General features: G+C 65.2%; 16 protein-coding genes. 8 read left to right on the top strand and 8 right to left on the bottom strand.

Annotated elements, in window-relative coordinates; all coding sequences use genetic code 11:
- Positions 1-2: 2 nt before the first annotated feature.
- A complete protein-coding gene (gene gudD / locus RUGAMON1_RS17125; protein ID WP_445231638.1) occupies positions 3-1,349 on the top strand; it encodes a glucarate dehydratase in 1,347 nt (448 codons plus the stop codon).
- Positions 1,350-1,360: 11 nt separating this feature from the next.
- On the opposite strand, the gene RUGAMON1_RS17130 is transcribed toward gudD, so the two are convergent.
- Entirely contained in the window at positions 1,361-2,062 is a 702-nt protein-coding gene (locus RUGAMON1_RS17130; protein ID WP_445231639.1) for a substrate-binding periplasmic protein, read from the bottom strand.
- A 49-nt stretch (positions 2,063-2,111) separates the two neighbouring features.
- Positions 2,112-3,008, bottom strand: coding sequence for a LysR substrate-binding domain-containing protein (locus RUGAMON1_RS17135; protein WP_445231640.1), 897 nt, complete (start codon positions 3,006-3,008; stop codon positions 2,112-2,114).
- A gap of 152 nt (positions 3,009-3,160) precedes the next feature.
- On the opposite strand from RUGAMON1_RS17135, the gene RUGAMON1_RS17140 reads away from it, so the two are divergent.
- From RUGAMON1_RS17140 to RUGAMON1_RS17150, 3 genes are all read left to right on the top strand, one after another.
- Positions 3,161-3,286, top strand: a complete 126-nt coding sequence (locus RUGAMON1_RS17140; protein ID WP_445231641.1) for a hypothetical protein — start codon at positions 3,161-3,163, stop codon at positions 3,284-3,286.
- Positions 3,287-3,428: 142 nt separating this feature from the next.
- On the top strand, positions 3,429-5,033 hold the full coding sequence (locus RUGAMON1_RS17145) for a M64 family metallopeptidase (RefSeq protein WP_445231642.1): 1,605 nt from the start codon (positions 3,429-3,431) through the stop codon (positions 5,031-5,033).
- Positions 5,034-5,415: 382 nt separating this feature from the next.
- Positions 5,416-6,114: a hypothetical protein gene (locus RUGAMON1_RS17150; RefSeq protein ID WP_445231643.1), complete on the top strand. Its 699-nt coding sequence runs from the start codon at positions 5,416-5,418 to the stop codon at positions 6,112-6,114.
- On the opposite strand, the gene RUGAMON1_RS17155 is transcribed toward RUGAMON1_RS17150, so the two are convergent.
- The 3 genes from RUGAMON1_RS17155 to RUGAMON1_RS17165 are packed head-to-tail and all read right to left on the bottom strand — an operon-like array spanning position 6,115 to position 8,213.
- Positions 6,115-6,423 (bottom strand): YkgJ family cysteine cluster protein, encoded by a 309-nt coding sequence (locus RUGAMON1_RS17155; protein ID WP_445231644.1) that lies wholly within the window; start codon positions 6,421-6,423, stop codon positions 6,115-6,117. It abuts the gene before it with no gap.
- A 12-nt stretch (positions 6,424-6,435) separates the two neighbouring features.
- Positions 6,436-7,200, bottom strand: coding sequence for an alpha/beta fold hydrolase (locus tag RUGAMON1_RS17160; RefSeq protein WP_445231645.1), 765 nt, complete (start codon positions 7,198-7,200; stop codon positions 6,436-6,438).
- On the bottom strand, positions 7,197-8,213 hold the full coding sequence (locus RUGAMON1_RS17165) for a M14 family zinc carboxypeptidase (RefSeq protein WP_445231646.1): 1,017 nt from the start codon (positions 8,211-8,213) through the stop codon (positions 7,197-7,199). The genes RUGAMON1_RS17160 and RUGAMON1_RS17165 overlap by 4 nt, the downstream gene beginning before the upstream one ends.
- Before the next feature lie 125 nt (positions 8,214-8,338).
- Between RUGAMON1_RS17165 and RUGAMON1_RS17170 the strand changes: the two genes are divergently transcribed.
- The gene (locus RUGAMON1_RS17170; RefSeq protein WP_445231647.1) at positions 8,339-8,821 is read left to right on the top strand and encodes a hypothetical protein; all 483 of its coding nucleotides are present in this window, start codon (positions 8,339-8,341) and stop codon (positions 8,819-8,821) included.
- Positions 8,818-9,621, top strand: a complete 804-nt coding sequence (locus RUGAMON1_RS17175; RefSeq protein WP_445231648.1) for a DUF2145 domain-containing protein — start codon at positions 8,818-8,820, stop codon at positions 9,619-9,621. Before RUGAMON1_RS17170 ends, RUGAMON1_RS17175 begins: the two co-directional genes overlap by 4 nt.
- Here the strand turns inward: RUGAMON1_RS17175 and RUGAMON1_RS17180 are convergent.
- Positions 9,605-10,537: a LysR family transcriptional regulator gene (locus RUGAMON1_RS17180; RefSeq protein ID WP_445231649.1), complete on the bottom strand. Its 933-nt coding sequence runs from the start codon at positions 10,535-10,537 to the stop codon at positions 9,605-9,607. The genes RUGAMON1_RS17175 and RUGAMON1_RS17180 overlap by 17 nt on opposite strands.
- 95 nt (positions 10,538-10,632) lie before the next feature.
- On the opposite strand from RUGAMON1_RS17180, the gene RUGAMON1_RS17185 reads away from it, so the two are divergent.
- Both RUGAMON1_RS17185 and RUGAMON1_RS17190 read left to right on the top strand, forming a co-directional pair.
- The gene (locus tag RUGAMON1_RS17185; RefSeq protein ID WP_445231650.1) at positions 10,633-11,070 is read left to right on the top strand and encodes an ester cyclase; all 438 of its coding nucleotides are present in this window, start codon (positions 10,633-10,635) and stop codon (positions 11,068-11,070) included.
- A gap of 15 nt (positions 11,071-11,085) precedes the next feature.
- Entirely contained in the window at positions 11,086-11,658 is a 573-nt protein-coding gene (locus RUGAMON1_RS17190) for a flavodoxin family protein (RefSeq protein ID WP_445231651.1), read from the top strand.
- Positions 11,659-11,698: 40 nt separating this feature from the next.
- On the opposite strand, the gene RUGAMON1_RS17195 is transcribed toward RUGAMON1_RS17190, so the two are convergent.
- Together RUGAMON1_RS17195 and RUGAMON1_RS17200 are read right to left on the bottom strand one after the other, a co-directional pair.
- Entirely contained in the window at positions 11,699-12,397 is a 699-nt protein-coding gene (locus RUGAMON1_RS17195) for a substrate-binding periplasmic protein (protein ID WP_445231652.1), read from the bottom strand.
- A 106-nt stretch (positions 12,398-12,503) separates the two neighbouring features.
- Complete coding sequence (locus RUGAMON1_RS17200) at positions 12,504-13,427, bottom strand: LysR substrate-binding domain-containing protein (protein ID WP_445231653.1); 924 nt, start codon at positions 13,425-13,427, stop codon at positions 12,504-12,506.
- Between the last annotated feature and the right edge of the window lie 91 nt (positions 13,428-13,518).

Here is a 13,518-nt window from a genome sequence, read left to right on the forward strand (position 1 = left end):
ACATGAACAACCCACGTCAACGTAGCACCACGCCCGTCGTCACCGCCATGCGCGTGATCCCGGTCGCGGGGCAGGACAGCATGCTGCTCAACCTGAGCGGCGCGCATGCGCCTTACTTCACCCGCAACCTGCTGATCCTGACCGACAGCGCCGGCAACCAGGGCGTGGGCGAAGTGCCGGGCGGCGAAGCGATACGCGCCACGCTGGAAGATGCGCGGGAGCTGATCGTCGGCCAGCCGGTGGGCCACTACAACGCGGTGCTCAACAAAGCCCGAGCAGCCTTTGCGGACCGCGACAGCGGCGGCCGTGGTTTGCAGACCTTCGACCTGCGCATCGCGATCCACGCTGTTACCGCTATCGAGTGCGCGCTGCTGGATTTGCTGGGCCAGCACCTCGACGTGCCGCTGGCCGCGCTGCTGGGCGACGGCCAGCAGCGCGCGCAGGTGCCGATGCTGGGCTACCTGTTCTTCATCGGCGACCGCACCCGCACCGATCTGCCCTACGCCAGCGATCCCGGCGCGGCCGACCGCTGGTCGCGCCTGCGGCATGAGCCGGCGATGGATGCGCAGGCCGTGGTCGCGCTGGCGGAAGCGGCGTATGAACGCTACGGCTTCAAGGACTTCAAGCTGAAGGGCGGTGTGCTGCGCGGCGAGGAGGAAATCGAAGCCGTCACCGCGCTGGCCGAACGCTTCCCCGAGGCGCGCGTCACGCTCGATCCCAACGGCGGCTGGCTGCTGAAGGACGCGATCCGCCTGTGCCGCGACCAGGGCCACGTGCTGGCCTACGCCGAAGACCCTTGCGGGGCGGAGAACGGTTATTCGGGCCGCGAAGTGATGGCGGAGTTCCGCCGCGCCACCGGCCTGCCGACCGCCACCAACATGATCGCCACCGACTGGCGCGAGCTGGGGCACGCGATCCAGTTGCAGTCGGTGGATATCCCGCTGGCCGATCCGCACTTCTGGACCATGCAGGGTTCGGTGCGCGTGGCGCAGCTGTGCCATGAGTGGGGCCTGACCTGGGGCTCGCATTCGAACAATCACTTCGACGTTTCGCTGGCGATGTTCACGCACGTCGCCGCCGCCGCGCCGGGCAAGATCACCGCCATCGACACCCACTGGATCTGGCAGGACGGCCAGCGCCTGACCAGGGCGCCGCTGCAAATCAAGGGCGGCATGGTCGACGTGCCGGCCAGCGCGGGACTGGGGGTGGAGCTGGACATGGCGGAAGTGGAAGCGGCGCACCAGCGCTACCTCAACATGGGCCTGGGCGCGCGCAACGACGCGGTGGCGATGCAGTTCCTGATATCCGGATGGAGCTTCGACGCCAAGCGTCCGTGCCTGGTACGCTAGCTGGTCACCGTCTAGCGCAGGCGCAGCAGGCGCGCCAGTTCGCCGCTTTTCTCGATGGCGTCGATGGCGGTGTTGACCTCGTCGATGCCGGCGTTGCCCTGCTTGGACACGGCGCACATCGACTGATACTCGTTGACCACCAGCAGATGGTAGCCGGCCGGCAGCGCGCCTTTGGCGGCCTGGCTGTCGATCATGTTACGGGCGGCCAGAAAATAGTCGTAGCGGCCGGCCTGCCATTTGAGCAGCGTGAGGTCGGAGGAGGGGGCGTCGTCGCGGACGAACTCCGCGCCCAGGCGCTGTTCGACTTCGGGATAGCGGAAGCCCAGCACCGTGCCTATGCGCTTGCCTTTCAACTCGTCCAGCGTGCGCGGCGCCGGCACCCGGCTCGACGACACCAGCACTTCCGAGGTGGGGATGAAGGGTCGGCTCCAGTACACGTCACCCTTGACCCAGGCCGGCACATAGCCGCACAGGATGTCGCCTTCGCCGCTTTCCAGCGCGCCTATCATGCGTTTGCGCGGCAGCGAGAGGAAGCGCACCGGCCGCCCCATCTGCCGCGCCAGCGCCGTGCCCAGCGCCTCCTGGAAGCGGCTCAGTTCACGTTTGCCGGGGGCGGGGCGCTCTTCGCTCTTCTGCACATAGCGCAGCTCCTGCGCGGCCGATGCCGACGTCGCAAGCAGGAAAAGGGCGAGGAATCTGATGGATGAATTCATAAGCGCGCCGGTTGAGGTTCATTCAAGGTAGATCAATCGGGCCGCGCCGTCAATCCAGCGAGCGTTGCATCTCGTCGATCTCGTCCTTCAGCCAGGCGCGCAGGCGCGCTATCTTGGTCGTGCCTTCCTTGCTGCGGCTGACCACCAGCCGGTAGCCGCGCTGGTACGGGGCGCTGAAGCAGGCGATCCGCTTCAAGGCGCCGCTGCAGAGGTCTTCGTAGGCGATTGCGTACGAAACCAGGCTGATGCCCTGTCCCGCCAGCGCAGCCTGCGCCAGCACGGCGAAGTTGCTGTAGCTGCGCGAGAAATCGTATTGGCCTTTCAGGGCGCTGTTTTGCCGCAGCAGTTGTATCCATTCTTCGTTGCTGTGTTCATGCAGCAGCGGGAACCGCTGCAGATCGGCCAGCGTCAGCGCCTCCTGGCCGGGCGCCAGCAACGACGGGCTGTAGACCGCCACCAGCCGTTCGCGGAACAGCAGCTCGGGATCGCCGTCTTCGATCGGATGGAAGCGCAGCGCGGCGTCGGTGCTGCCGTCTTCCAGGTCGGCCAGGCGGTCGCTGGAATCGATACGGATGTCCAGCTCCGGATACAGCTTGGTGAAGCGGTGGATGCGCGGCACCAGCCACTTGATCGCCAGCGAATGGGTGGTGGAGATGCGCAGTATCTTTTCATCGTCGCCGTCCTGTAGCGCCACTACCTTGGCGCGCAGTTCTCCCAGCATGCGGGCCACCGCAGCCGCCAGTTCCTGCCCCTTGTCGGTCAGCGCGATGTGGCGCGGGTGACGCGTGAACAGCTCGAAACCTACCGCCGCTTCCAGCTGCTTGACCTGGAGGCTGATCGCCGCCGGCGTCTTGTGCAGCTCCTGGGCGGCCAGCTTGAAGCTGCCCCAGCGGGCGGCGCAGTCGAAGTCGATCAGGCCGGAAAGGGAGCGCAGCGGTTTGTTCATGTCGGGGTTAGGCTAATTTTTTCTTATTCATTGATCGAAAATTACTCGTTTGATCACAGGCGCTACAGCGAGGAAAATATACCTCATACGCTGATAAAACTCCATGAGTAAGGAATTTTCGATATCGGCGCCACATTCAACAGGAGGTTGCCATGTTCCAGACCCAAACCGTCACCCCGCCGTGCGTGTGCAAACCGGCCGTCCCATGCCCGGCGCCGGCGCCCAAGTTTTCAGCGGAATTGATGCGCATGCTGGCGCAATTGGTGATGTTGCGTTGATGTTGCTTTGATGCAGCGCAGCGGCGGCGCAACAGCCGGCGACGATGGCAGCAGGTTTGTGCAAGTTGCGCCGCATTGCACATCTGCGCCGCCGGCGACGGCGTGACAATCGGTGCTCCACTTAAAAAAATACGGAGACACCATGACCTACCTACGCATCACGGCGGCGCTGGCAGCGCTGCTGGCCGCCGGCGCCGCCAGCGCCGACAATATCTCGCTGCGCCTTAGCTACGCCGATGGCCGTAGCGGCCCGGTGTTCAGCGCCCGCCACGCGGAAATCGGCACCTTCGCCCTGACGCCCGACGTGCGCAACCAGGCGCCGGGCGCGCAATGGCGCGTGGTCGCGCGCGATGCGCAGGGCGCCATCCTGCATGAAGTGACCGTGGCCGCCGCCCAGCAGCGCCACGTCGAAGCGTTCAACCCCAGCACCGGCGCCATCGACATCGCAGAAACCGTGCGCCAGGCGAACGGCTCGTTTGAAGTATCGCTGCCGTTCGACAGCGCCACCGCCAGCGTCGAGGTGCTGCCGGTGCAGGCCAGTGGCGGCAAGGGCATGAGCGCCGCCGCTGCTGCTGCGCCGCTGGCGCGCTTCGACCGCGCCACCCTGGCCAAGCTGGCCGGCACTTCGCGCACCACGCGCGCCGCCGCGCTGACCCCGGCCGCCACCGCGACCACCATCCTCAGCACGGGGCCGGCCGCCGCGCGCATGGACTATGTGTTCATCGGCGACGGCTACACCGCTGCCGAAATGGGCAAGTGGCGCACGGATGCGCAAAAAGTCATCGACGGCTTCCTGGCCGACCCGCTGTTCGCCGCCAACCGCGCCAACATGAACGTGCGGCGCGTGGACGTGGCCAGCAACCAGTCCGGCGTGGATGAACCGGACAAGGGCATCTACCGGGACACCGCGATGGACGCCGCCTTCAACTGCTACAACATCGACCGGCTGCTGTGCGTGGATACCGACAAGGTGCACGATATCGTCGGCTCGGTGCTGGCGCCGGACGAACGCGACGTGATCATCGTGGTCGCCAACTCCACGCGCTACGGCGGCTCCGGCGGCGAGGTCGCCACGCTGTCGATGGCGCCCCAGTCGATCGAGATCGCGCTGCACGAGATCGGCCACACCGCGTTCTCGCTGGCCGACGAATACGACTACGGCACCTGCAGCCTGGATGGCGAGCCGGGCGAGCCCGATGTGACGATGAACGCCACCCGCAGCGTCAAGTGGCGCAGCCTGATCGCGGCCAATACGCCGGTGCCGACCACTGCCGGCGTGTATCCGAACGGCACCGTGGGCGTGTTCCAGGGCGCGCAGTACTGCACCAGCGGTAAATATCGTCCGACTGAAAACTCGCGCATGCGCATGCTGGGCTATCCGTGGCACGCGGTCAACGAGGGCGCGGCGCGCAAGGTGTTCGCGCAGTACAGCGGCGGCGCCGCCGGCGTGACGCAGACCGGCACCATTCCGGCCGGCGGCAGCGTCAACGTGCCCAATGTGAACCCGGGCTGGATACAGGCGGCGGCCGGCAACATTAGCTTGCAGCTGACCGGCAAGGTGGGCACCACCTACCAGCTCTATCTGTACCAGTACGGTGCGAACGGCTGGGCGCAAGTGGCTACCGGCACAGGTGCGGCGGCCAGTCCGTCGATCTCCTACAACGCCGCTGCGGGCTACTATTATGCGCTGGCCACCAGCGGCACCGGCGGCGCGTATTCGCTGACCTACAGCTACACCAAGCCTTAAGCGGAGCTGGGGCGCGTTCCAGGTCGTTCGGCTGGACGCTGCGCACGCCTGCCGGTTTGACATGTGCTGTACGTTGATAGAAAGGGAGGCAAGTCTTGGAACGGCTTGCTCACCTTTCGCTAAGACTATTGCAGCAGGTTTAGGATGTCAGTGCTTAAATTTGCGGCAATTTTGGTGTTGTGCGAAAATGAAGCATGGTTACCTCGAAATCAAAAGCTAAACCAGCGCACGGCTCTGTCCCCAAGGCGAAGCCTGGCGGAGTGAATTCCTCTGCCTCCACGACGGTGGCGAACCCCTATGCTATATCGGACAAAGCCGCCGCCTTGGCCGTGCGTCGCGCTGGCATTGTTACCGTTGGGGGCAAACTCTCTCGTGTTTACAAATGATTGAAGGGCGTTTGCTCGTCGTTTATCACGGTTGCGATATCACGACGAGAGACGATTTGGTTAGTGGCAAGCTTGCACATCTCGACCACAGCAAAAATCCCTACGATTGGCTAGGCCCTGGAGCTTATTTCTTTGAAGGGGATGCTAAGCGAGCGTTAATGTTTGCCAATGCATCCCACAACAACCCCACCAAGATGTACACCGCAAAGCCAATTGGCACGCCTGCAGTTGTGGGGGCGGTTCTTCGAGTCCAGCACTGGCTGGATATGACAACGCAAGAAGGCATCAACGAGTTCATTCTTGCTTATCCTGCGTTGCTGGCCGGTTTAGCAGCGACGGGCAACCCTGTGCCAAAGAACGCCGCTGCAAGTGAAGACGACGCCGACATAATTCTGCGGAAACTTGATAATGCGGTATTCACATTCATTCATGATATCCGAGCAAATAATTCGCCTCCATTGCCATCTTTTCAAGCGGTGCGAGGTGCTTTTTATCAGGGTGTCGAGGTAGCGCCGAAGTCAGGCTTCCGTGTAGGAACCCATGTTCAGATAGCTCTGCGCGACAATAGTTGTGTGGAAGGTTGGTTTCTTCCTAAGGGAGACAAGTTGCTGACGGGGCAGCAGTACCTTGAGGCTGTTGTAAAGCGCGAGCAAATGGCGACGAGTCGAAAGCCTAGGAAGCGCGCAGAAAAGTAGTCATTTTTTTTCTGAACTGCTTGCTTCAATCTTATCTGGGCTGGTGGCGCGCTCCAGGTCGGCCAGCCACAGCATGGCCGATTCGCGGTTGGCGCCGCACATCTCGGCCGACGGTTGCAGGCCGCCGCAGAAGGCCGGCCGTTCGGGACGGCCGAAGATCTTGCAGCGGTTGTCGTCGGCCAGCTGGACGCAGCGCACGCCCGCCGGCTTGCCGTCGGGCATGCCGGGAATCGGGCTGGTGATCGAGGGCGCCGTGCAGCAGGCGCCGCAGTTGGGACGACAGTCCAGGGTTGGCGAGGAAATATGCATAGGGGCGGTATTTTACGCCCCTTTTTCTTCGTCCAGCCATTTTGCGATCTGTGCCGCCACCCACGGGCCGTCGTCCAGCGGCAGGTCGTGGCCGGCGCCGGGGTGCACCAGCAGCGGCGCGTCCCATGCCTGCGCCAGCCGCAGCGAGCAGCGATGGTCGACCAACCGGTCGCCGGCGCCGGCCAGGACCAGCAGCGGCACGGCCGGCCGCGTGGCCGGCGCGCGGAAGCGGGCGGCCGACCACAGCTGGCGCAGCGCGTTGGCGCGCGTAACGGGAAATTCGCGCTGGTAGCCCAGCCAGCGTTGCAGCAGTTGTTCGCGTTCGGCGGCGCCGCCGGTGCGGCTGGTCAGGCGCAGGATCAGGCGCTCCTGGCGCTCGACGCCGCCGCGCAGCATCAGCTCGACGATGGACGGATAGTTCTGCCAGCGCAGCCGCTGGTGGAAGCGGCTGTACGGCCGCATGCTGGTGTTGATCAGCACGCAGCGTTCCACTTCGCCGGGATAGCGGCTGCTCCACTCCACCGCCGCCATGCCGCCCAGCGACAGCGCCAGCAGCGAGTAGGGCGGGGCGATGCCGCGCGCCTGCAGGTCGCGGCGGCAGTAGTCCACCATCTGCGCCACCCGCGTGACGCTGCGCATGGCGTGGCGCTCGCCGTTGCCGGGCAGGTCGGGCGTGACGATGGCGGCGTCCGGCAGCGCGGCGGCCAGCTGGCCGGGGAAGCCGCCCCAGTGGCGCTGTTCGCGCATCAGGCCGCGCAGCAGCACCCAGTTGCTCATGCGTCGTACCACTGCGCCAGCGCGCGGCGGTGCTGGACCTTGCGCGCCATTCCTTCCGGCATCCAGCGCCCGTGGCTGTTGGCCGCGCGCATCAGGAAGTCGAACCAGATCAGGTGGCGTCGCAGCACGCGCTGCAGGCGGTGCTTGGCGGTCGGGTTGAAGATGGCGATGCGGTCGAAGATCTGGCGCGGATTTTTCTTCACCCACAGCCACGAGCCCATCTCCAGCGTCAGCGGCAGGAACACCCGATCGCTGTAGCTGGTGCCGTTCAGGTACAGGTAGTCCCACAGGTCGCCGTGGGTGCGGTACTGGCGGCTCTGCGGCTCGAACACGTAGTTGTGGTTCGGGTAGCTCTGGCTGAACAACTGCTCCAGCGCGCCGATGTCGGCCAGGTGCGGAATCGGCGCCGTGGTGTGCGCGTGCGGGAACCAGATGCGGTCGCGCAGGCCGAAGCCGGAGTGGCAATCGAGCGCCATGCTGAACTGGCGCGACAGCAGTTCGCGTTCGACCAGTTCGCACACGGCCTGGCTTTCCGCTTCCATCGGCGCGCCGGCCTTGCCGCGGTACCACGGCAGGTGATGGCTGTAGCGCTGGCCGCCCAGCATGAACGGCACCTTGTCGACCGCGCTCAGCGGCGCATTGCGCATCAAGTCCACGCCTTGCGGATTGCAGCGCGTGGCTTGCCACATGCCGCCCGGGTTCACCAGCGGCATGAACACCAGCCGCATCGATTCGAGCTGCTGGTGCAGGGTGCTGTCCCAGCGCAGCCGCGCCAGCAGGCTTTCCATGAACGACAGGATGATCTGGGTGCCGATGCGTTCCAGCCCGTGGATGCCGCCGAAGAAGCCGAGCGCCGGCACGTCCGGGCTGGGGTTGCCCAGCGCGATGGTGTAGACCGGGAACTGGCGGCCGTCCATCGCCACCGTGCAGGAGGTGCCGACCTCCAGATGCCGCCCGCCTTCGTCGATCAGGCGCTTCAGGGTGATCAGTTCAGGCAGGTTCTTCTCGGGCATGGAAGCGGACGCAGAAAGGAGTGATCGACAGTGTAGCCCACTCGCCGCCACTTGGCGATTCGTATAAATGTTATGCATGTATTAATGTTATGCTTCGGGCACCAAGCACTTAACGGGAGACGGAATTGACAGCACATGCAGTACTTCGCAACACCATCGCCGGCGCCGTGCTGGCGCTGACCGCCGCCGCCGCGCTGGCGCAGAACGGCATATCCAACTTCACGCCCTCCGAGAAAATCTCGGTCGGCACCATGTCCATCCTGGCCGCGCCGGTGGTCAGCGTGGCCGCTTCGGGACATGGCGATTCCGGTCCGGCCGCCGGCTCGGTCGCGGTGGTCGCCGGCGGCGCGTATGTCGTCAGCGGCATTGCGCAGAGCGTGGCGGGCGGGGTCGAGGTGGTGTTGACGTCGGTCGGCTCGGCGGCCAAGCTGTCGGTCAAGCTGGCCGGCAAGACGGTCGACGCGATCGGCCTGTCGGTGGGCGCCACGGTGCAGGTGGTGTCGGAAACCACCGGCACCCTGCTGGTCGCATCGGGCAAGGTCGTGGCCTTCATTCCTAACGCATTGGGCGAGGCGCTGTTGTCGCAAAAGCGCCTGCCGCCGCAATGAAGGCGCGGGCGCTGCTGGGGGCGGTTGGCGTGATCGCCATGCTGGGCGCCGCGCCGGCGCATGCCGGCCGTTCTTGCGAAGAGCATCCGGTGACGCAGGTTTCGCTGACCGATGCGCTGGCCACCGGCCAGGCTTTGCAGGCGGCGCTGGACGCGACCGGCAGCGACGTGGCGCTGATCGCGCGTCAGGGCCAGGACCTGTCCAAGTATGGCTTGAAGTACAGCCATGCGGGCCTGGCGTTCCGCAGTGCGTCGGGGCAGCCATGGCGCGTGTATGAATTGCTCAACGAGTGCGGCACCGCCGATTCCGCGTTGTGGGTCGACGGCCTGGCGAATTTCTTCCTTGAGAACCCGTACACGCTGGACGCGTTGATGATCGTGCCGCCGCCGAAGCTGGCCGCCAAATTGGGCGAGGCCCTGCGCGATCCGGCGGCGCTGCATGGCTTCCACGGCAGCCGCTACAGCATGGTCGCGTATCCGTTCTCGACCAAGTACCAGAACTCCAACCAGTGGGTGCTGGAGGTGCTGGCCTCGGCCGAGGCCAGCGACTTCCGCATCCGCACGCGCGAGCAGGCGCAGTCGTGGCTGAAGATGGCCGGCTACACGCCGACCGAGATGCATATCGGTCCATTGACGCGGCTGGGCGGCCGCGTGTTCAAGGCCAATATCGCGTTCGACGACCATCCCAATGCGCTGCGTTTTTCCGACCGCATCAACGCCGTCACGGTCGATTCGATGCTGGCCTTTTTGCGCGCGCGCGACGAGGGCTGGACCGTGCAGGAACTCAAGGGACGCCGCTGACCCCATACAGCGCGCGGCACACCAGCGCGATCTGCTCGCGCAGCCAGCGCTGGGCCGGATGGGCGTCGTTGCGGCGATGCCAGTGCAGTACGAAGGGCACCGGCGCCAGCTCCAGGTCCGGCAGCGGCAGCACCGCCAGCGCGCCGGCCAGGCCGCTGGCATGCACCACGCCCTCCATCAGCGTGGCCAGCAGATCGCTGCCGGCGATGATGGCCGGCGCCGCGTACATCTGCGGCAGCGTGACGGCGATCTGGCGCCGGCGCTGCAACTGCGCCAGCTTGACGTCGACATGGCCGACGCCATCACCCTCCGGCGACACCAGCAGGTGCTGGCAGCTTAAAAAACGCGTGAGCGTCATTTTCTTTTTCGCCAGCGGATGGCCCTTGCGCGCCACGCAGACAAAGCGTTCCTCGAACAGCGGCAGGGTGGGAATGCGCGGCGTACTGCTGCCGGGCACACCGACCGCCGCATCGGCCTCGCCGGCGTCGAGCAAGGCCAGCGCATCCTCGCGCGCGCTGTAGGCCTTGATCCGCAGCGTGACGCCGGGCGCCTGCTGCGCCAGCCGCGCCAGCAAGGCAGGCAGCATGACGAAGGCCGGATGGTCGGACAGCGCCAGCGTGAAGCGCACCGTGGCCCGCGCCGGATCGAAGGCCTGCGTGAACTCCAGCGTGCGCTGGATGCTGGCCAGCGCCTCGCCCAGCGGGCCAGCCAGTTCCAGCGCGCGCGGCGTCGGCTGCAGGCCGCTGGCGCTGCGCACGAACAAGTCGTCCTTCAGCAGCAGGCGCAGGCGCGCCAGCGCCGCGCTCATCGCGGGCTGGGTGCGGCCGATGCGCACGCCTGCGCGCGTGACGTTGCGCTCGCAGATCAGGGCGTCGAAGGCCACCAGCAGGTTGAGGTCTATGCCATGTAAATCCATGCGGTGGATGATACTGCATATTCATTATCGATTGGACTTGCGTTGGTGCGGATTGCTACAGTGGCCGGGTCATTCACCGCTACAGAAAGCCCATCATGACCATGCAGGAAAACGGCCTGACCAAGGCCCAGCAGCAAGCCATCGAAACGCTGTACCGCGCCTTCAACGAGCGCAACCCCGACCTGCTCGACCAGGCGCTGACGCCGGACTGGCAGGATACGCCGCTCGGACCCGGCCAGCAGCCCGGCCTGGCCGGCATGAAACCGGTCGTCGCGATGTTCGGCGCCGCCTTCCCGGATGTGCACATCGCCATCCTCGATATTTTTGGCCGCGACGGCCGCGCCGCCGTGCGCGCGCAGATCACCGGCACCCATCGCGGCGAGTTTTTCGGCATCGCCCCCACCAATAAGGGTATTGCAATTGCTATTCATGAGTTTCATTATCTGGGTGCAGACCGCATCACCCATACCTGGCATCTGGAAGACTGGTTTGGCATGTTGAACCAAATCGGCGCCTGGCCTCCTGTTCATTAATTTTTCAAGGAAATCATGACCACTATTGCGATCGTTTATTTCAGCGGCTACGGCCACACCGTCAAACAGGCCGAGGCCGTGCAGGAGGGCGCTGCCGGCGTCGCCGGCGCGGAAGTGCAGGTGTTCCGTATCGACCAGAACGGCGACCTGGCCGAGGATGCGCTGGCCGCCATCGGCAAGGCCGACGCCGTCATCTACGGCAGCCCGACCTATATGGGCGGCCCGGCCTGGCAGTTCAAGAAGTTCGCCGACAAGTCGTCCGCCTCGTGGTTCGGCCAGGCCTGGAAGAACAAGGTCGCCGCCGGCTTCACCAACTCGGCGTCGGTCAACGGCGACAAGTTCTCGACCATCCAGTATTTCTGGACGCTGGCCATGCAGCACAGCCAGATCTGGGTCGGCACCGGCGTGATGCCGTCGAATAAAAAGGAGCACGGCCCGGCCGACGTCAACTGGACCGCCGGCTTCGGCGGCGCGCTGGCGATCTCGCCGTCGGACGCCTCGGCCGACGAGGCGCCGCGCAGCGGCGACCTGGAAACCGCCCGCCTGCTGGGCAAGCGGGTGGCGGAACTGGCGGCGCGCCTGGCCTGATCCGCAGGCGATGCCGGTGGGCGCGGCCGCGCCCACCTTTCTAGAACCATTTCTTTTGCAGCGCGGCGAACGTGCCGTTGGCCTTGATGACTTCAAGGCCCTTGCGAAAGCGTTCGACCAACAGATCGTCGGTCTTGGGCCCGAACGCCATGTAGCTGCCGCTGCTGCCCAGTTCGCTCAACTGCAGCGCCCGGACCAGTATTTTGGACGGGTCGCTGCCGTCGCGCCGCACGATGTCCGTCGCCACCATGTCGCTCATGGCCCACAGATCGACGCGCCCCAGCTTCAGTTTTTCGTAATTGGTTTTGGGCTGGGCGTTGCCATGCAATTGACGGCCCTTGACGAAGCCCTTCGACTCCAGGTATTGCTCGCGCGCATCACCGTTGATGGTGGCGATGTTGTAGCGCAGCGCGTCGGCCAGATTGTCGAGCTTGAGATTGCGTTCGCGCAGGGCGAACAAATAGGAACCGTCGGGCGGCGAGATCACGCCGACCCACTTGAACAGATGCTCGCGCTCGGAGGTCCGCATGATCGAGAAGATCAGCACGTTTTCCCCGTGCAAAGCGGTCGCATAGGCGCGCGCCCAAGGCATGACCTGGAAGTCGGCCGACACATCGATTTCCTTGAGCACGGCTTCGACGACCTCGGTGCTAAAGCCGGTGACCTTGCCGTTTTCCAGGAAATTGACGGGGCGATTTTCCTCCGTGACGCAGGTGACCGTGGTGGTGGTCGCGTTCACGGCGCTCGTCCAGCATATCAAGCTCATCCAGAGCAGCAAACGAAACATTTTCATTTCCAGATAGTCCTCTGGTGTGGCGTCAAGAAACTTGTTCGCCTGGCGGCCATTATACGAGTGTTTGCGTCGCCGTCGTCGCGGGCGAAGCTGCCCCCATCGACTCCTTGAACCAGTCGCGCAGGCGGACCACGTCTGCGCGGCTGTCCAGTTCCGGCGTGCAGACAAAATGATAGGCGTCTCCCGCCAGGGTCTGCTCGAACGGCATGACCAGCAAGCCTTCCGCCACGGCGTCCGCCACCAACACCACACTGACCAACACCACGCCGTTGCCGGCGATGGCGGCCTGGATCGCATGCATGCCGTCGGTGAAGCGCAAGCCGCCGCCGGTATCGATGCCGGTGATGCCGGCCTGCGCGCACCAGCGTTCCCAGTCGGGCAGCGGCAGCGGCGCCGTGCGGCCATCGATGTGGATCAGGCGCGCGTGCCGCAGGTCGTTGGCGTTGCGCAGATGCAGGCCCGGGCTGCACACCGGCGCGTAGCGGTCCGCCGCCAATGACGTGGCGGTCACGCCGGCAAACGGTCCCTTGCCGTAGCGGATGGCGATATCCACCGCGCCTTGCCTGAGCGGGACGACGGCGTCGGCAGCGTGCAGCCGCAGGTCCAAGTCCGGGAACAGGGCCTGGAGCTGTCCCAGTCGCGGCACCAGCCAGTGGCTCAGGAAGGCGGTGGTCGACGACAGCGTCAGTTGAGGCGCGCGCTGGCCGTGGCGCAGATCGTCCGCGACCCGAAGGACGCCGTCGAAAGCACGGACCGTGGCGTCGTACAGCAGGCGTCCGTCCGCCGTCAGGCTGACCGAGCGCGGCGTGCGGTCCAGCACGCGGACGCCGAGATCGGCTTCGAGCTGGCGTATCTGGTGGCTGATGGCCGTCGGCGTCACAAACAACTCGGCGGCCGCGGCCTTGAAGCTGGACAGCCGGGCCGTCGCTTCGAACGCGCGCAAGGACGCCAGCGGTGGCAGGCCACGAAAGGTCATGATGAATCCTGGTCATCTATGGATGAGAAATTCGATTTTGACACGAATCCGCGCGCGCACGACACTTGGCCATGCAAGCGAAAATGAAGAT

Origin of the sequence: Duganella rhizosphaerae, from assembly GCF_040364205.1 — a bacterium.
Lineage (GTDB): Bacteria > Pseudomonadota > Gammaproteobacteria > Burkholderiales > Burkholderiaceae_D > Rugamonas > Rugamonas rhizosphaerae.